This is a genomic window from Caulobacter segnis (assembly GCF_029543125.1).
Taxonomy (GTDB): domain Bacteria; phylum Pseudomonadota; class Alphaproteobacteria; order Caulobacterales; family Caulobacteraceae; genus Caulobacter; species Caulobacter segnis_D.
The window spans coordinates 45,269-62,365 of sequence record NZ_JARQWW010000005.1; the positions used below are offsets into that span (position 1 = coordinate 45,269).

The 17,097-nt window shown below is 64.5% G+C and carries 19 protein-coding genes, 1 tRNA gene and 1 pseudogene; 7 read left to right on the forward strand and 14 right to left on the reverse strand.

What is annotated here, in order from left to right; translation table 11 throughout:
- Nucleotides 1–27 precede the first annotated feature (27 nt).
- The 3 genes from P7B02_RS15180 to P7B02_RS15190 form a co-directional block, all read right to left on the reverse strand.
- A complete protein-coding gene (locus P7B02_RS15180; protein ID WP_277787194.1) occupies nt 28–462 on the reverse strand; it encodes a DUF2948 family protein in 435 nt (144 codons plus the stop codon).
- A 2-nt stretch (nt 463–464) separates the two neighbouring features.
- The gene (murA, locus tag P7B02_RS15185) at nt 465–1,751 is read right to left on the reverse strand and encodes a UDP-N-acetylglucosamine 1-carboxyvinyltransferase (protein ID WP_277787195.1); all 1,287 of its coding nucleotides are present in this window, start codon (nt 1,749–1,751) and stop codon (nt 465–467) included.
- 115 nt (nt 1,752–1,866) lie between these two features.
- Nucleotides 1,867–2,004 (reverse strand): hypothetical protein, encoded by a 138-nt coding sequence (locus P7B02_RS15190; RefSeq protein WP_277787196.1) that lies wholly within the window; start codon nt 2,002–2,004, stop codon nt 1,867–1,869.
- Nucleotides 2,005–2,105: 101 nt separating this feature from the next.
- Here P7B02_RS15190 and P7B02_RS15195 point away from each other — a divergent pair.
- From P7B02_RS15195 to P7B02_RS15225, 7 genes are all read left to right on the forward strand, one after another.
- Nucleotides 2,106–2,180, forward strand: a tRNA-Thr gene (locus tag P7B02_RS15195).
- A gap of 192 nt (nt 2,181–2,372) precedes the next feature.
- On the forward strand, nt 2,373–3,416 hold the full coding sequence (locus P7B02_RS15200) for a hypothetical protein (protein WP_277787197.1): 1,044 nt from the start codon (nt 2,373–2,375) through the stop codon (nt 3,414–3,416).
- Between the two features lie 286 nt (nt 3,417–3,702).
- Nucleotides 3,703–4,704, forward strand: a complete 1,002-nt coding sequence (locus P7B02_RS15205; RefSeq protein WP_277787198.1) for a hypothetical protein — start codon at nt 3,703–3,705, stop codon at nt 4,702–4,704.
- Nucleotides 4,705–5,146: 442 nt separating this feature from the next.
- A complete protein-coding gene (locus P7B02_RS15210) occupies nt 5,147–6,016 on the forward strand; it encodes a hypothetical protein (protein ID WP_277787199.1) in 870 nt (289 codons plus the stop codon).
- A gap of 84 nt (nt 6,017–6,100) precedes the next feature.
- Nucleotides 6,101–6,928 (forward strand): hypothetical protein, encoded by an 828-nt coding sequence (locus P7B02_RS15215; RefSeq protein ID WP_277787200.1) that lies wholly within the window; start codon nt 6,101–6,103, stop codon nt 6,926–6,928.
- On the forward strand, nt 6,925–7,305 hold the full coding sequence (locus tag P7B02_RS15220) for a hypothetical protein (protein WP_277787201.1): 381 nt from the start codon (nt 6,925–6,927) through the stop codon (nt 7,303–7,305). The genes P7B02_RS15215 and P7B02_RS15220 overlap by 4 nt, the downstream gene beginning before the upstream one ends.
- 48 nt (nt 7,306–7,353) lie before the next feature.
- Nucleotides 7,354–8,205, forward strand: coding sequence for a hypothetical protein (locus P7B02_RS15225; RefSeq protein WP_277787202.1), 852 nt, complete (start codon nt 7,354–7,356; stop codon nt 8,203–8,205).
- Here the strand turns inward: P7B02_RS15225 and P7B02_RS15230 are convergent.
- The 11 genes and pseudogenes from P7B02_RS15230 to trbB form a co-directional block, all read right to left on the reverse strand.
- The gene (locus P7B02_RS15230) at nt 8,202–8,426 is read right to left on the reverse strand and encodes a DUF2274 domain-containing protein (RefSeq protein ID WP_277787203.1); all 225 of its coding nucleotides are present in this window, start codon (nt 8,424–8,426) and stop codon (nt 8,202–8,204) included. The two genes, P7B02_RS15225 and P7B02_RS15230, sit on opposite strands and share 4 nt — an antisense overlap.
- Nucleotides 8,395–9,423 (reverse strand): TrbI/VirB10 family protein, encoded by a 1,029-nt coding sequence (locus P7B02_RS15235; protein ID WP_277787204.1) that lies wholly within the window; start codon nt 9,421–9,423, stop codon nt 8,395–8,397. The genes P7B02_RS15230 and P7B02_RS15235 overlap by 32 nt, the downstream gene beginning before the upstream one ends.
- A pseudogene (gene trbG, locus P7B02_RS15240) lies at nt 9,413–10,200 on the reverse strand (P-type conjugative transfer protein TrbG). The gene P7B02_RS15235 and the pseudogene trbG overlap by 11 nt, the downstream one beginning before the upstream one ends.
- Nucleotides 10,197–10,883, reverse strand: a complete 687-nt coding sequence (gene trbF, locus P7B02_RS15245) for a conjugal transfer protein TrbF (RefSeq protein WP_277787205.1) — start codon at nt 10,881–10,883, stop codon at nt 10,197–10,199. Before trbF ends, trbG begins: the two are co-directional and overlap by 4 nt.
- The gene (gene trbL / locus P7B02_RS15250) at nt 10,880–12,028 is read right to left on the reverse strand and encodes a P-type conjugative transfer protein TrbL (RefSeq protein ID WP_277787206.1); all 1,149 of its coding nucleotides are present in this window, start codon (nt 12,026–12,028) and stop codon (nt 10,880–10,882) included. The genes trbF and trbL overlap by 4 nt, the downstream gene beginning before the upstream one ends.
- Before the next feature lie 64 nt (nt 12,029–12,092).
- Nucleotides 12,093–12,287, reverse strand: a complete 195-nt coding sequence (locus P7B02_RS15255; protein ID WP_277787207.1) for a hypothetical protein — start codon at nt 12,285–12,287, stop codon at nt 12,093–12,095.
- Nucleotides 12,284–12,952: a P-type conjugative transfer protein TrbJ gene (gene trbJ / locus P7B02_RS15260; protein ID WP_277787208.1), complete on the reverse strand. Its 669-nt coding sequence runs from the start codon at nt 12,950–12,952 to the stop codon at nt 12,284–12,286. The genes P7B02_RS15255 and trbJ overlap by 4 nt, the downstream gene beginning before the upstream one ends.
- Nucleotides 12,952–15,372, reverse strand: coding sequence for a conjugal transfer protein TrbE (gene trbE, locus P7B02_RS15265; protein WP_277787209.1), 2,421 nt, complete (start codon nt 15,370–15,372; stop codon nt 12,952–12,954). The genes trbJ and trbE overlap by 1 nt, the downstream gene beginning before the upstream one ends.
- A 1-nt stretch (nt 15,373) precedes the next feature.
- Complete coding sequence (locus P7B02_RS15270; RefSeq protein WP_277787210.1) at nt 15,374–15,643, reverse strand: VirB3 family type IV secretion system protein; 270 nt, start codon at nt 15,641–15,643, stop codon at nt 15,374–15,376.
- Entirely contained in the window at nt 15,640–15,960 is a 321-nt protein-coding gene (locus P7B02_RS15275) for a TrbC/VirB2 family protein (RefSeq protein ID WP_277787211.1), read from the reverse strand. The genes P7B02_RS15270 and P7B02_RS15275 overlap by 4 nt, the downstream gene beginning before the upstream one ends.
- The gene (gene trbB / locus P7B02_RS15280) at nt 15,957–16,943 is read right to left on the reverse strand and encodes a P-type conjugative transfer ATPase TrbB (RefSeq protein ID WP_277787212.1); all 987 of its coding nucleotides are present in this window, start codon (nt 16,941–16,943) and stop codon (nt 15,957–15,959) included. Before trbB ends, P7B02_RS15275 begins: the two co-directional genes overlap by 4 nt.
- Nucleotides 16,944–17,097 lie beyond the last annotated feature (154 nt).

Here is a 17,097-nt window from a genome sequence, read left to right on the forward strand (position 1 = left end):
CATCAAGCCCGGCTGGCGAAGGCGGCCTCAGACGTCGTGGCCCGGAGTGCGGCTCGTGCGCCACGGCTCCGACACGTCCGCCAGGATGGCGTCGATGCATTCCACCTCGGCGCGCAGATCGCCGCCGCCCGCGAAATTGAACAGGATCGTCCCGCCCGGCGCCGCCCCGGCCTCAAAGCTGATCGACAGCAGTTCGACCACCGCGCCCTTGGCGTCGCGGCGCAGCTTGCGGGCCTGGACAGACTGAACGTGCGCCAGTTGCAGGGCGGACCGCACGCGCTCTCCGCCCTTACCCTTGCCGCCGGCTTCCCAGCGGTAGCGGTTGAAGGCCAGGGTCAGACGCTTGGCCGACGGCTCCCAGGTGATGTCGCCGATCTTGGACAGGGCGTCCTGAAGCGCGGCGGAGATCACGGCCAGATCGCCGTCGTCATGAGCCAGAAGTCGAAGGGGTGCGGAAGCCATGGCTAAAGCTCGTCCGGCTCGCCGTGGATGCGGCGCACCTGGGCGCCGCAATTGCCCAGCTTTTCCTCCAGGCGCTCGAACCCGCGATCCAGGTGATAGATGCGGCTGACCACCGTCTCGCCGCGCGCCACCAGCCCGGCGATCACCAGGCTGACAGACGCGCGCAGATCGGTGGCCATCACCTCCGCCCCTTCCAGCTGCTCGACGCCGCGGACCACCGCCTCGCCGCCAGACACCGAAATGTCGGCGCCCAGGCGCGCCAGCTCCGGCACGTGCATGAAGCGGTTCTCGAAGATGGTCTCGCGGATGCGGCTCTCGCCCTTGGCCGTGGTCATCAGCGACATGAACTGGGCCTGCAGGTCGGTGGCGAAGCCCGGATAGACGCCGGTCTCCACATCCACCGCGTTCAGGCGCGAGCCATTGCGCTTGATGATGACGCCGTCGGCCGTCTCGGTGACGCCGGCGCCGGCTTCCTCGATCTTCTTCAGCAGCGCGTCGATCAGACCCGGACGCGAATTGGTCAGGCGCACTTCACCGCCGGCCATGGCGGCCGCCACGGCATAGGTTCCCATCTCGATGCGGTCGGGAATGACCGAATGGGTCGCGCCGCCCAGCTTGGCCACGCCGGTGATGGTGATGGTCGGCGTGCCGGCCCCCTCCACCTTGGCGCCCATCTTGTTCAAGCACTCGGCGAGATCGCCGATCTCCGGCTCGCAGGCGCAGTTGTGCAGGACCGTGACGCCCTTCGCGAGGACGGCCGCCAACAGGGCATGCTCGGTCGCGCCGACCGAAACGAACGGGAAGGTGATCTCCGCGCCCTTCAGGCCTCGGGGGGCCTGGGCGAAGACATAGCCTTCATGCAGGTCGATCTTCGCGCCCAGGGCCTCCAGCGCCTGCAGGTGCAGATCCACGGGACGCGCGCCGATGGTGCAGCCGCCCGGCAGCGACACCTTGGCCTGGCCCGTGCGGGCCACCAGCGGACCCAGAACGTTGAAGGAGGCGCGCATCTGGCGGACCAGATCATAAGGCGCGATGGCGCTGACGATCTCCGGCACATGCAGGACGGTCTCGGCGCCCTGATCGCCGGTCTTCTCGTCCACGGACGCGCCCAGGCGGGTCAGCAGCTTGCCGAGGAATCGCGTGTCGGCCAGACGCGGCATGTTGGTCAGGCGCAGCGGCTCGTCGGTGAGCAGGCTGGCGGCCATGAGCTTGATTGCCGAGTTCTTGGCGCCGCTGATCGGGATCTCCCCGTTCAGTTGAGCGCCGCCGGTGATGGCGATTCGATCCAAATTCGTCCCCTAGCCCAGAAACCGCCGCCTAAAGCTGCGGTTCGGCCGATGTGAGGAGCGGTTCTACCCTACGCAAGGGGCGCCCCCACAAGTCCTTCACATTGAAAATCGCTGTTCAGGCCTCGTCGGCCCCCGACTTTTTCGGCGTCACGGCGGCGCCCGCCTTCCGGCGGCGCAGATTCGCTCGAAGCGCCTGCGCCAGCTTGGCGTCGCGCTCGGCTTTCGGATCGGGTTTTTCCTTGTTCTCGGTCATGCCTGAAGCGGTCTCGCGGTGAGTCTTTTCGGTCAATATCATTTTTGATCGATTTCGGGCTTCACCTCCCCGCCGGTCTTCGCTATACGCCGCACCTCTTCGCCGCCGTAGCTCAGTGGTAGAGCGCATCCTTGGTAAGGCTGAGGTCGGCAGTTCAATCCTGCCCGGCGGCACCACGACCCTCCCAATCCCTGCAAAGGGTTGGGAGGGTCACCACACCTCCCAAAATTCTCCGGATAAAAGTGCTAGTAAGCACATAGTAAGCAGTTCACCCCTCGCTGCCGGCTAGCCATGCGCGCAATCGGCGGCTGCGGATGCATAGAACGCCGCTCTTTGATCGCAGACATCGGCGGCGGTAAGCTTCAGCGATGGACGAAGCTGGCCACAAACTCACCCCGGATCAGGAAGAGCGGTTCAGTCTCGTCCACGGTCTGATGATGGCTTGGATCACAGATGGTCCCGAGGTCGTCGATGGGGTGGTGTTCGATCTAACCTGCGACGTCGACAAGGCCGAATGGCACCCACTCGCCTTCCTAGGGTTTCATACGAGTCGAGCGGCGTTCCAGGGGCCCGAGCTGGTGTTCCCATGGACCCAGCCTAGCATCAGGAGCTATTTGGCAGAGGTGATCGAACCGATCGACGTTGCGCGGGGATCACTCGTCACCATTGCGTACGTCGAAGACCGTACCTTCAAATCGGCCTTCGCTGACTTTGCCGACGGCGAACAAGTTCAGGCGAAGGTGGCCCACCTTGTGGTGTTGACGCCCGACAAGGAAGTCATTCCGGTCAAGCGTCCGATGGTCCTGCTCACCGAAGCGGCGACCGAAACACTAATCGACTACGAGGACTATGGCGCAGCGTACCGTGGCCTAATCAAGCGCCTGGAGCGTCTCTCCGGCTTGGTGGAACTCGACGATCTGGCGGATTTGCCCTTCGACGCGTGGCCCTCCAAGCCTCGACCCATGCCTGAAGCTTATAGCAGGGCCTTGTACACCCTCACGAAAGCCAAACGATTGACCTCGATCGACACCGACGCCGCCTATGTGGCCTTCGGCTACATGATGGCGAAGGCCGAGGCTCAGGAGCAACTGCTCGAATCGGCGAATCGCGGGCGCGATGCCAAGGCTTCCCAAAGAAAGGCGGTCAGCGGCCGCAAGGCTGCTAGCCAAGCGATCAAAGATCGCATCATCGCCCAGGCCGCAAAGATCATTACTCACGATGGCGACATTTCTTTATCCAAGTGCTCTCGCTTGGTGGCCGACGCGCTAGCGGCTGACCCAACCTGGAAGCACGGAAAAGACCCCAAGTGGTTTGCCCGGCATCTCAAGGAGGCCCTCTTCGAGCCCAGGGGCAAGAACGGCGAGTTCCGTCCGATTCGACGCAGGTCGCGGGAGGGATTGAACAGCGGTTAGAGGGGGATGAACGCCGGTCGTGGCCTGGCGACGTTTCGGCAACGGACTAGCGGAGGTGATCACTCAAACGGATCGAGAATCTACCTCATGACCAACGACACCATCGCAGCGCTTGCCGCTCTCATTTCCTCTCTAGCCTCTCTAGTTTGGGCTTTTCGACGGCGACGTTGACCTTGGCCGCACTGCTCGGCCCCCTGACGGCAGGACAGTCTGCCGCCTTTCGCCCCGACGCTCCCATCGTGCGACGTCCAGCTGTTTTCGATAGGCTCCTCGCGGGAGGGTTGCGATGAACACAGATTCGAACGTGTTGATGCCCCAGGAGCCGAGCCACGGACGCTCCACAGGTATGGATCACAGCTCGACCTATTACGATCACAAGCGCGCCAGCCTGCTAGCCTCCACAGTGCTGCTCATCCTCAGCTTGCCGGGTGTCCGCATGGACAAGATCGACTTTGGCGGCGTTGAAATCGGCGGACTCTCCGCCGATGTCATACTTTGGATGCTGCTGGCCGCTGCGATCTACTATTTCGCGCAGCACTGGCTCATTTGGCGCACGGAAGCGAGCCGGTACTCGCTACATCTGCGCCACGACCAGACTGACCTGCTCGCAGTCATGAAGCAGCGGGTGGAGGCCCTCGACCAGCACGGCCTTCAGATCGCACAAGCCTCCGACGAGATAAAAGTCGCCGTCAAACGGGTCATCGCTCGGCTTGATGCGCCTCCCAGTTCGTCCCTCATCCATCACGGCTCGGACGCCGAGATGATTGAAGAACAAACCCTCAGCGTGATCATCAATCAGATCGCGCGAGAGGCTTCATTCAGCGACGACGAGATCGACGTCTTGTTCGATGTGGCGTTCGAAAACGCCTTGATGGCCAGTTCCATCCCCCAAACCACCGAGATTAAAGCTCTGGCGCAGACCTTGAAATCGGCGCTGACGCAACAGCACCTGCCCGCTCAGCTTCGAGCTCCGCTGACAAGGCACCTCAAGCAGGCCATACGCACTCTGGAGCGCGAATGCCCTCATCTCTATCTGAATGCAGGTGGACTACGCGAAGTCAGGCGCCAAGTCCTTGGCGGCATGGATCAAACTCGCACGGAGCTAGGGAAAGCCACCGGCGTGCTGGCAGGGCTTCACAACGCCATTCAGATCGAGGACCGATACGCGTCGCTGCGAATCCGATTGATCGACATGGCCCTGCCCACGCTGCTCTTTGGGGCCGCGCTCATCGCCTGGCTCTGCAAAATCCCGGTTCCGTTCATGATCGGCTACTTGGCGCGATGCTGACCCGCCCAACATCACGGGTCACGCACTGCGGCGATGATTCGGTCAGCCGCGAAGAACGCCGGCGCCCCACATTGGGGCGTTAGCCCTCAGGCCTCGCCGCGCCCTAAGGTTGCTCAAACGGGGAATGGGCGAATCGGGCCTGCGGTCGGCGAAAATCCGCCACGCCAGCCGCGGCCGCAGAATCATCAGTCCGACCCAAACACAAATCACGCCTGCGTAGCGAATCGAGCCCGAAAACCTCGAAGGTCGCGAAAGCGCGCGCACGCGGCGAGCGGCCGCTGGCAATGTGTGTCGCATGCGTCTCCCCCAAGACGTTCCGTAGCGGACGCTGGGTGATTCACCTCGCCAAGGTCAAGCTGATAGACTGCGCCTCGCAGAAGCTGCTGATCGACTGATCATTTCGTCTCGCGCAGCTGGTCTTAAGATCTGACGGAGGCTGCCTATGATCTGGCTTAAGAAGCACACCGATCAGATTCAGGCCTTGATCGACGAAGGAACGCCGGAAAGCTTCACTTACGCGGCGCTTCGCTGTCGTCTGGCCCTCGAGGCGGTCTGCTACCATCGCCTCCAGGTCGCCCACGACTACATTGCCGCCAAAGACATCCAAGGCTGGCAGCCTGGCAAGGTGGTCAAGCAGCTGATGCGTGAGATCGACCCAAAGATCACAGCCAGCTTCACACTGTCGATCTCAAACCGCCCCGTCGAACCAGACGCACCACCCTTCACAAGGGAGGACTTTGAGGCCGAGGAGTATTTTGAAGTGGGACGACAGATTGGCTTCGATAGCGAAAAAATCGCCAAAATCTGGCAGTCGCTCGGCAGTTTCCTGCATGTGCGTCTGCCGCGCGACAGTCAGGACCCAATCGAGACTTTTGGATCGCCCAGCGCGATCGGCAAGAAGGTGCAAGAGGCCCTTACGCTCCTTCGCGATCTTGAGAAGGGAACGCTTGTCACCGGCGGCTTCGGCGAGGTTGTGAAGGTCACTTGCGTTTGCGGTCGTGAGAACGCTCGGCGAGCTGCTCCGCTGGAAAACGGTCAGATCGTCTCCTGCATCAATCCCAACTGTCAGGAACGTTGGACGGTAGAGATTGAAGGCGGCTCGATTGGCTTTGTTCGCCGAATTCTGACGATCCCTTGCCATGCCTGCCAAACTGATCACGAGTTTCAGGAAATGCCTTTAATTTCAATGCGTCGCCATGACATCATGAACTTCCCGTGCAGCACCTGCGGCGAGGTCAACAGGACAAGATGGATCCTTGCCCGCCATTCTGAGCCTGCCCGACCGCCACGGCCACCACATGAACAATCTTAGCCAGACGATTGCTGCCTCTCGGTTTTTCCCTCGCACAGTGGATATGCAAGAATGGCCTTTCTTCACCACGATGGCGGGCTGTAGGTGTCGAACGTTCCACAACAAACGATCGAAATCGAGCCGTTCTCGGTAAAGCTCGAATGCGTGATGCGTAGCGGCGAAGGCCACTGGGGAACGGGCTTTTGCGTTGGGCATAAGGGCGGCACGTGGCTGATGACATGCCGCCACAATGTCGAAGACCGACAGTTCGACTTCACGGGCGCCGTCGACCTGTCTTTACTCTCGATCGGCGGAGACGAACCGATCCATATCGACTCTTCCAGACGGGTGGTGGGCATATGCGTCGACGGATTTATTCCTGACTGCGCCGCCATCGAACTTCTCCCGAGCGAATGGCCTCCGGTTCCAAGCTTCGAGACGTCCGTGGTCATCCATTTGGATAACGTAACGCCGGTCGAAACCGTCGAACTTCGAGCGCCCCCGCCCACTGAAGCCCATGTCATCCTGAAACCTGCAGGCGAGGTTTTCTTTCAAGGATTTCCAGCGGGAAGCTTGGTCCCTGTTACGCATCGTGGCGTTCGATTGGCGCCCATGCCAACGATCATTCAGCCTTGGATGCCGACCTATTTGCCGGAATGTTTCGAGGGCTACTCGGGCGGCCCGGTGCTCAATATCACCGCCAACACGATCGAGCTGCTGGGCATAACCACTCACAAGTTCGAGGCGCTTGTTCGGGCGTGGACACCTGACTGGAGACAGGCTGAAATCAGGCTACCAGCCTCGGCATGTGTACCACTGCGCCCCCTACTCTGGGCGCTGGACCATGCCGGCCAGGGACACAGCGTTGTGGATGTGCCCCCACCAACGTCGCCTCGTCATTGGGCGCCAGCACCTCAGGAGCCAAGGAAGTGATCGTACTACGCTTGGCAGCCGGAGGCCGCATTGCCGTGAACCCGGAAGATGTCGTCGCCGCCCAGCCGTCCGTCTGGGGCACAGTCATAAATCTGGCCAGCACTGGTGACGGATTTGAGGTGGAACATACCGTTGAAGACCTCCGCAAACGCCTGAAAGGCCTCAATCTCATGGCCGGCGAAACGGCCATCAATCCAAATCTTCTGGCGTCCATCTATGAGATCAACAGCGTCCTGCATTTCAAGATGAAGGGCGGGCTGGAGATGAGGCAGACGGGCGTAGACATCGACCATTTTCTCGACGCCATCGCGCAGGTGGATGCGCACGCCGCAGGGGATGGCGCCGAGGCGACTAGTCGCGGCAATGCAAAAGCCTAGGCGGCGTCAGCCCTCTCTCCACGTCTGCAGGAAATGAAGGTTGATGCGATGAACCTCCTCTACATGGATGAGACCTATCCCGACTTCACCCTGCCAAAATCGGCTTGGTCAGTCGCCCTGACAGGCATGCTTGTGCCGGCTAAACGACACCGCGAAGTTCGCACGCAGTTTTATGATGCGGTCGCCACCGCCACCAAACGAACACCGAGCACCGTCCCGCCCTTGGCTGAGATCCACGCGGCGGCTTTGTTGCCAGATTGCACAGACGAGGAGCGCGTCGCTTTTCTCAACCGCTTGGTGGAGATCGTGCTGGAGTTCGATCTGCGGATTTACCGCATCGGCTACGCGCGATCGCGCGAGCTGCTCCAGATACTCAAAACAGATCGCGGTATCGCAGGCTTCGTGTTTGCCCAGCTGCTGCATGTCCTCGAGCCCGAACTCCTCGAAAACCAAATCTGGCCAGTGATGGAGACGGATCGGACAAACGAGCAGGATCAGGCGTTTGCTGGGCAAATCCAATATGCAGACCATATTGAATCACACCTTGGGGCAGCCATCCTGTCTCGAGACGGAGCCAATCTGGGCGAAGTCCTCTACTCGACCAAACGCTCGGTCCACGGCGCGATCGTGGACTGCATGGCCTATCTGCTGAACGTGAGCAGCCTCCATGGCCAGGGCCTGCCCCTTTCACCCTTCAAGGCATTGCTAAGGCCCGTAGCCGATCGACTGGGCCCCGCCGTTCGGTACAACGAGATCATCACCATGCGCTTTGAGGCGCCGCCGTCGGATTACCGTTCATCGGGGGCGTCGCGCTATGCGGTGCGCCTCACGCCGGATACGCGGGAAGTCGAGGAGGCCCACAATCTAGCGCAGCCACGGGCCGCCTCGCCGTCAGATTAGGCCTGCGGCACGCCGGCTTTGAGCCTGCCGAACGCTCGATCCGTCGCCATAAAGCGTTGAACCATCGGCACGATCAGTTTCGCCGGTTCGACCGCACGCCCCGACTCTCGTGAAACAAGCTCGGCATAGACAGATAGATCGCGGCTGACGTCTGCAGGTAGCTCGACGGTCAGCTTCACTGGACTGTCGTCAAGGATGTTGGAGAGCTTCAGCTTCGCCATGGACGAGCTCCTTAGGTTGGATGTGAAGATCTTTGTTCAGCACAGCGTTGACCCGCAAACCGACGCGCAGCCGCAAGGTCGGCTTCACGTCGAGTTCTCGGGCCACCAGCTGCTGGCCGGAGTCGTTGACCACGGCCGCAAATGCGCGTCCCACCAGTGCCGCATCATCGCTGGCGTCGCGCCACCGCGCCTCTCCGCCGACGCCGAGCAATGTTGAGACTGCCGTAGTGGCGAGCAGTCTGCCCCAGTGGCGATCGACTTGGTCCGTCAAGCCGCCACGCCCTTCCCGGTCGCCACCGGCGGCGTCGAGTTCGACGCTCTTGCCATCCGCGAAGAGCAGCCGACGCCAGACAAGGCCGATCCGACTCTGGCCGTAACCGGTGACCTTAGCATAGTCCCCAAGCAGTCGGGTTCCCGCTGGAATCAACAGGATGCGGCCCGTGGCGCTGTCGAACACGGGCTCCACAGTCTGAGCCACCACTGGCCCGGCCATGTCCGCCTGAACGGCGGTGACTAAGGCCGCAGGAATGACCGAGCCGGCCACTAGCAGCACCCCCGAAGCACTGGGCGTTGAAGCCTTCTGGTCCGATAATCCGACGCCTTTGAAGAAGAGCCCCTCGGATTCCAAGCTCACCGCCGGCAGTTCGTAGGTCGACGGCGTCGAAACGCGAGTCATTGCCGCAGCATCGGTCTGCATCGCATGCATGGCCACGCCAACGTCCCCGGGCAAGGGCGGTCCCAGATTGGGCTTGGCATAGGAGGATGGAAGGCCGCTCACTGCCTCGGCGGGCGCTGCGGCCTGCACGGGGATATCCGCCTTCGCCTGCGCGGAGGCCTTGCGCTGCGTCGTCAGGCCGTAGCCCACGAGACCGGCGCAGGCGAGCATGCCGCCGCTGACCAGGGTGATCATCAGTTTGCGGTTGAGGCGGGGGATCCCAGAAGGTGTCTCGCGCAGCCGCATGGCTTCGCGGATGTCTTGATCGGCGTCATCCGGCATCGACGTCCTCCCGCACGAGCCGCACCGTCTCGCCATCCTTACCGCCGAGACGCAGCTGCGCCTCGGTGAACAAACGATCGACGATCATCCAGCGGTCACGGACACGGTAATTGACGAGCCGCGGCTTGCGCCGCCCGTCAAGCACGACGAGCGGCGGCAGCTCTCCAGCGGCGGCGGTCGGATCAAACTCGATCACCACTTGGCGGCCGTCGTCCCAGACCCGTATCGGCCGCCAGGCCGCCGAGCCCTCGATGCGATACCGCGTGCGGGTCGCCGTGGGGGAGCCCAAGTCGGCGGCCTTGGTTGCTCGGGATGACGCCAGGTCACGGCAGTCATCCACTGGCGCGGCGTCGAGGCCAGCTCCAGGTAATAGGTGCGCCGGTCGGTGTTGATCACGGCGCTGGTGCGCAGGCCCGCCCTGAGGGGTTTGACCAGGATATGCACCCGGCGCTGCTCGCCAGCCCCGCTGACCGTATCGCCGATGATCCACTGAGCGGTGTCCCCGGCGGCGATGGGTCCCTCCGCCGTCAGTTGCTCACCCTCCTGGAGGACGATGTCGGTCACCTGTCCCGGCGCGGCATAGACGACGAACACCGAACCCGGCGCATAGGCGTACTCCTGGATGGCGCCGCGCCACCCCTGCCCCTGCGGCTCAACCCTGGCGGCGGACTGAGCGCCCACCAGCCTGTCGGCCCCTGTGACCGGCTGGCGATCTGCGGCCGCGGCCATGTCGGAGAGGAGAAGACTTGCGACGATAGCGGCGATGACGCGGGTCATGACCGGCCCTCCGGCGTCCAGTCAAAGGCGTCCACATAAACGCCCATAGGATTGCGCTTGAGGGCTTCAGCGTCTTTGGAAGGTTGCTCGACAACGCGGACGATGGCGACCCAGGCGCGCTCTTCCTCCAGGTCGCCGTTGGCGAACCGCCTCTCCGTCCACGAAACACGGAAGCTGTCTGCGGAGGCGCGCACGACGCTGTCGATGGCGATCGACACCTGCGTCTGGCCGACCTTCGAGAAAGGATCTGCCTGCCGTGCATAGAGGTTCAGGGCCTGGGCTCCGCGCGTGGTGACCAGAGTGTAGGCCTGGAGCCAGTTCTCCCGCATCACCACCGGATCGTTAGGCAGGCTGCGCACCTGGCGCACCCATTCGCCCAAGCGCCAGCCGATCTGGGGATCGCTCGGCCGCCAGTCGGCTCTGGCCGGCCCCGAGGCCTGCACGCGGCCGAGGCGATCGACCTCGACCACCCAAGGGGTGACTGTGTCCCTGCTGGCCAGCCAGATCATCCCTCCGGCCTGCGCGGCGATGACCGCCAGTCCGCCCAGTGCAACCAGACGCCAATGGAACGCCTGCTGCCGCGCTGAACCGATGCGCGCGTCCCAGACCGCACCGGCGCGATCATAAGGGCTTTGCGCCGGTCCGCTGTCGCCGTACCGCACGCTGGGTCGCCGAAAGATCATCGGTCATTCTCCTTCAGACTGACTTGGGTGGACCCGCCGCCACTGTCACCGGAGCGCGCGGCGTGCATGGCAGCCGAAGCGGCCTCGCCTGCAGCATGGCGGCGGCGCAATTGCTGGGCCCAGGCGGGCGCGGCTTCGGACTTGCCGCCGCCGCCGGCGCTTGCCGACGCTGATCTGGCCGAACCGGTCGAAGCCGCGGACGCCGCAGCAGGTGCGGCTCGACGCGCCCCAAAGGCCGCGCTCGCTCCTGCAGCGCCGGCTCGCAAGGCGCCGATGCCCGCCGCACCCGCCAGTACGCCGCCGGCCACAAGGGCGCCGGTCCCTGCGACAGAGCCTGCGCCCAATTGTGGCGCGCCGCTGGCGAGGCCGGTTGCGATGCTGGGGGCGAAGAGACAAAGGCCGAGCAAGGTCATGGCGGCGACCGACATGGCCATGACCTCGTCGATGGAAGGCTGACCGTCGACCTGGCGCACGAACTCGTCGAACAGGCCCGCGCCGATGCCGGTGATCACCCCAAGCGCCATCACCTTGACGCCGCTTGCGACCACGGCGCCTAGCGCCCGTTCGGCAAGGAAGGCCGTGTGCCCAAATAGCCCAAAGGGCACGAGCACGAAGGCGCCCAAGGTCGTCAGCTTGAACTCGATAAGCACGACGAAAAGCTGCACCGCCATGACGAAGAAGGCGACGACCACCACGCCAAAGCAGCCGAGCAGCAGCGCAATCTCGATCAGATTGTTGAACACCTCGGGAAAGCCGCCCAACTGCTTGGCGGCGTCTAAAAGCGGCGCCCCGGCCTCGACGCCTGCGCTGGCGATACGGCCGGGACGCAGCAGATCACCGGCCGAGAGATCTCCCCCGCCCGCCTTTAGGCCAAGGCCGGCGAAAGACTGGAAGATGACATCGGCCAGCATGCCGAAGTTGCCGATGAGGAAGGCGAAGAAGCCCACATAGAGGGTCTTGCGGATCAGGCGCGCGAGAATGTCCTCGCCGGCCGACAGGCTCCAGAACAGAGCCGCCAGGGTGACGTCGAGGACCACGAGGATATTGGCCAGCGAAGCCACATCGCCCCGCACCAGGCCAAAGCCGCTGTCGAGATAGCGCGTATAGGTCTGGAAGAAGACGTCGATGACGCCGACGTCATTCATAGCGACACCCCTGCCCCTAGAGCTGGAGTTTCGCTCAGCACACGGCTCCGGGCCGACACGACAGTCATGGCTTCCTGTCCTCGCCCATGAACTTGCGCCAGCGGGCATCGGCAGCCGCCTTGTCGGCGGCGATTGGGGCTTCGATGAGAACGCAGTCGCGGGTCGGCGCGGGTCGATCGACGGCCCGCAGGCCTACGAAGGCCGTGACGCCGACGGCCAGCCCGATGATGGCGCCGCGCGCTGTTGGGCCGATGTTCATTTGCGCTTCTCCCTGTTCATGAACCGCTCAAACCGCAGGCGAGACTCCTCCTTGGCCGCCGCGCGGTCCGCCTCAGCGAGCGCCTCGGCCCGCGCCTGGGCGCTGATCACCGCTGTGAGGTCGGCCAGCTGCCGCGCCTGTAAGGCGAGCAGCTGATTGCCGGCCTGCGTGGCGCTTAGGGCCCCTTGCGCATCCTGGGAGGCGGTCACCAGGGCCAGGGCCTCGTCTCCAGTCATGCCGACACCCTCGAAGGCCTGGGCTTGGACGCGCAGCGAGTCCTGGAGCGCACCGACCTGATCGGCCCATCTGGACCGCGCCCGCTCAACGAGCGCCGCATCATCGCCGGCAGGAGCCCCATAGGCGCCGCGTTCGAAGGCCAGATCGACGGCACGCACATCGAGCGCGATCCGCCGGGTCTGCGACAGCAGGGTGCGTGTGCGATCCACCTGCCCCTTCAGCCGCTGAAGCGACGAATAGGGCTGCGCCGCCAGATTGCGGGCCTCGTTCTGCAGGGACTGGATCTGCTTGTTGATGGTCTCCAGCGAGCGGGCGGCCTGCAGAAGGTTCTGCGCATAGTTGGCTGGATCGTGGACAGCGATCTGCGCATGGGCCGCGCCCGCGGCCAGGCCCAGGAGACCCGCGAGGAGAAAGCGGCGGCGTAACATCAGGCGCACTCCATCAAGGTCATGCCGGTGATCAACTGACCCGCCCAGGCGAGCCCGCGCGCCGCCAACCAGTCGGCGGCGAAACCGCCGGGGCTGGATTTGGCCAGCACCTTGTCGATCAGGGCCTGATCCGACTTGGCCGAAGTCGCGCACAGGGCCAGCGCCACTGGCCCCAGCTGCAGATCGAAAAGGCGCGAGCCTTCCGGCGACTGGACGTAGTAGTCGCGCTTGGGCGCGGCCTGACTGATCAGTTCGACCTGGCGGTGATTGAGGCCGAAGGCCTGATAGGCGCGGCCGATGACAGGCTCGGCGGCGCGGGCGTTGGGCAGGAAAACCCGTGTCAGGCAGCTTTCGATGACGGCGGCCGCCACCGGGCTTTCATCAAGGTCTGCTAGCGACTGGGTGGCGAAGATCACCGAAGCGTTCTTCTTGCGCAGCGTCTTCAGCCAGGTCTTCAGCTGCTGGGCGAAGAGCGGGTCGTCGAGCACCAGCCAGCCCTCGTCCACCACGACCAGGGTCGGCCGGCCGTCGAGCCGACGCTCCAGCCGGTGGAAGAGATAGGTCAGGACGGCCGGCGCGGCCGCCGTCCCGACCAGCCCTTCGATTTCGAACACTTCGACGGACGGCGTCCCGGCCGCCTCGCCGTCGCCATCGAGCAGCGCGCCCCATGGACCGTCCAGGGTGAAGGGCGACAAGGCCTCCTTTAGGGCGGGATCGGACACCAGCGCCCGAAGACCGGTCAGCGTCCTTTGCGCCACAGGCGCCGAGGCGAGGCTCTCCAGCGCCGACCAAAGCACGGCGCGCACCTCGGAGGACTGGGCGACGCCTTCACGCGCCAGCAGCATGGCCAGCCACTCCGCCGCCCAGTTGCGCTCGCCTGGATCGTCGATCCGCGCCAGGGGCTGCAATGCGGCTTGGCCTGCGGCCGGGTCGAGGTCGCGCCAGGCGCCGCCCATGGCCAGGGCGGCGGCCCGCATGCTGCGGCCAAAGTCGAAGGCGAAGACTTGGGATGCGCCATAGCGCCGAAACTGCAGGGCCATGAAGGCCAGAAGCACGCTCTTGCCAGCGCCGGTGGGGCCGACGACGAAGGTGTGGCCCACATCGCCCACGTGCAGCGCAAAGCGGAACGGCGTCGCGCCGTCGGCCAGAGCGAAGAACAGCGGCGGCCCTTCCAGGTGGCGATCCGAAGCCGGCCCCGCCCACACCGCCGACAACGGCAGCATGTGGGCGAGATTCTGGGTCGAGAGCGGCAGCTGGCGGACATTGGCGTAGCAATGGCCCGGCAGGCCGCCAAGCCAGGCCTCCACCGCGTTCAGGGTCTCCACGCGGCAGGTGAAACCGCGTCCCTGGATGATCTTTTCGGCCAAGCGCAAATGGTCGTCCGCCACAGAGGCGTCCTCGTCGGCGATGGTCAGGGTGGCGGTGACCAGAGCCATGCCCGCCCCGTCGCCGCCCAGCACCTGCAGGGCTTCGTCGGCGTCGGCGGCCTTGTTGGTCGCGTCGGTGTCGACGAGCGCCGCCGGCTCCTGGGTCAAGGCCTCGCGCAGCAGCACGAAGACTGATTTGCGCTTGGCGAACCATTGGCGGCGGATGCGGGACAGGAGTGTGGTCGCCTCGGTCTTGTCGAGAAAGAGGGCCCGGGTCGTCCAACGATAGGGAAAGGCCAAACCGTTCAGGTCGTCGAGCAGGCCCGGCCAGGTGGCCGACGGCAGGCCGACGACCGTGAGGACGCGCAAGTGTCGGTCGCCAAGGCGCGGTCGCACTTCGCCGGCCAACGGTGTGTCCGCCAAGAGGGCGTCCAGATGCATAGGCGTCTGCGGAGGGACTACGGCATGGTCGTCACGCGACACCGCCGCATGAAGCCAGGTCAGGGTCTCCTCATCGTCCAGCCAGCGCAGCAGCGGCGCAAAGCCGTCTATGAGCCCGACGAGCCGGTCGGTCTGCTCGATGAAGGCTTCCAGCCGATCCCGCCAATCGGCGCCGATCCGCTCGACGTTCTCGTAGAGCAGGCGCGTGGTGCGCTGCTGCTGGTCCTGCGGGGGCAGCCAAACAAAGGTCAGGGCATAGCGGCTTTCAAAGCAGGCGCCGGCGGCCTCAAAGGCGGCCCGCCGCTCTTCCTCGACGAGGGCCGACGCCGCATCGGGAAAGCCGCCTTGCGGGTAGCTCGCCACTGCAACCCGGCGGGCCTCGACGAAGAGCCCCCAGCCAAGGCCAAGGCGGCGCAGCACATTGTTCATCTGGCCGGCGACGCCGACGAGTTCAGCGTCGGTGACTGAGTCCAGATCGCCGCCGCGAAAGGCGGCCGTGCGCTGGAAAGATCCATCCTTGTTGAGGATCACACCCGGCGCCACCAGAGCCGCCCAGGACAGGTGGTCGGCCAGCTTGGCGCCCCCGCGGCGGTACTCGCGCAGGTTCCACATTCTACACCTCCAGCCAGACGGGATGGCGAAGGTGGCGGCGAACCACACCGACGAACTGCGGATCGTAGGCGGCGGCCAGGGCGCAAAGCGCATGCCCGACCAGCCAAATTGCCAAGCCCGCCAACCACAGGCGAAGTCCAAGGCCTACGGCCGCCGCGAGCGTACCGTTGAACAGAGCCAAGTTGCGCGGCGCACCACCGATCAGGATCGGTGTGATCAGCGACTGATGGACCGGTGCGAAGTATCCGGGGACGGTAGACTCGCCGCTCATAATAGGGCTCCACCGCCGTAGCCGATGAAGGTCAGGAAGAAGCTGCTGGCGTTCGCCCCTATGCAAAGGCCCATAACAACCTGCAAAGCACGCCGCACAGCGCCGGTGGCCTCTCCGAAGGCCAGGGCCGTGCCGACCACCAGGATCGCCAGCGTGGCGATGATCTTGAAGACGGGCCCTTCGACGCTGCGAAGGATCGTGTCGAACGGGTTCTCCCAAGGCATGCCGGAGCCAGCGGCCTGGGCTTGGGACACGAGCACGAACGCCAGGACCAGACCACTGCCGATCCGGACCATGCGGAAGGCGGTCTTTGTCATGCGGCGACCTCCTCGATCGCGTTGGCCGCCAACGCCGAGACGAGGCGATAGCCGCCGTCGACCTCCAGGCCCTTCACCTCAACGATCTCGCGGAGGCGGCGCGCCCTGCCCCGCCCCTCGATCACCACCACCAGATCGACGGCGTCGGCGATCTGGTCGCGCGAAACGCGGACCACCGCCTCTTGGACCAGTTGCTCCATTCGCCGCAGGGCGCCCGGCGTGTCGCCGGCATGGATTGTCGCGATCCCACCCGGATGGCCGGTTCCCCAGGCCTTGATCATCTCCAGCGCCTCGGCGCCTCGGACCTCGCCGACGATGATCCGGTCTGGGCGCATCCGTAAGGTGGAGCGCACTAGATCGCGCAGGCTGGCGATCCCCTCCCTTGTCCGCATGGCGACGAGGTTGGGGGCCGGACACTGGAGCTCCGGCGTGTCTTCGATCAGCACCACGCGCTCGTTTACGACTTCGATCTCCGCCAACAACGCATTGGCTAGGGTCGTCTTGCCCGACGCCGTCGGCCCGGCGACCAGAATGTTGCGGCGCTCGCGAACCGCCGCCACGAGGCAGGCGGCGGCCGCTTTGCCCATGACCCCGTCGGCGACGTAGCGGTCCAGCCGCCAGACCTGTCCGGCAGGTTTGCGGATCGAGAAACACGGTGCGGCGGCGAGAGGCGGCAGCAACCCTTCGAAGCGCTCGCCTCCGCCCGGTAGCACCGCCGACAGTCTTGGATGTGCCGCGTCGGCCTTGAGCCGCACGTGATCGGCGACGAGGCGAATGATCCGCTCGGCGTCAGCCGCCTCGATCCGCCGTCCCGTATCGATCAGTCCGCCATCCAGCCGATCGAGCCACAGCCGACCATCCGGATTAAGAAGGATGTCGGCGATCTGATCATCTTCGAGCCATCGTCCGATCTCCAGGCCAAGTGCTGTCGAGAGCATCACGGCGCCGCGCTCGGCGCTGGCTGAAACAAGGGTCTGGTGCATGGTCCGCTCCGAGGGATCGCTATGCGATCTACGGGCCGACTAAGAAGACCGGCCATTGCGGATGGACAACAACCCTATGGAGGCCGGCGCACCTTGGCGCGCAAACACTGACGATGGCGTAGGTCCAAGGGCGAGCCTCGCCGATGCGCAGCCG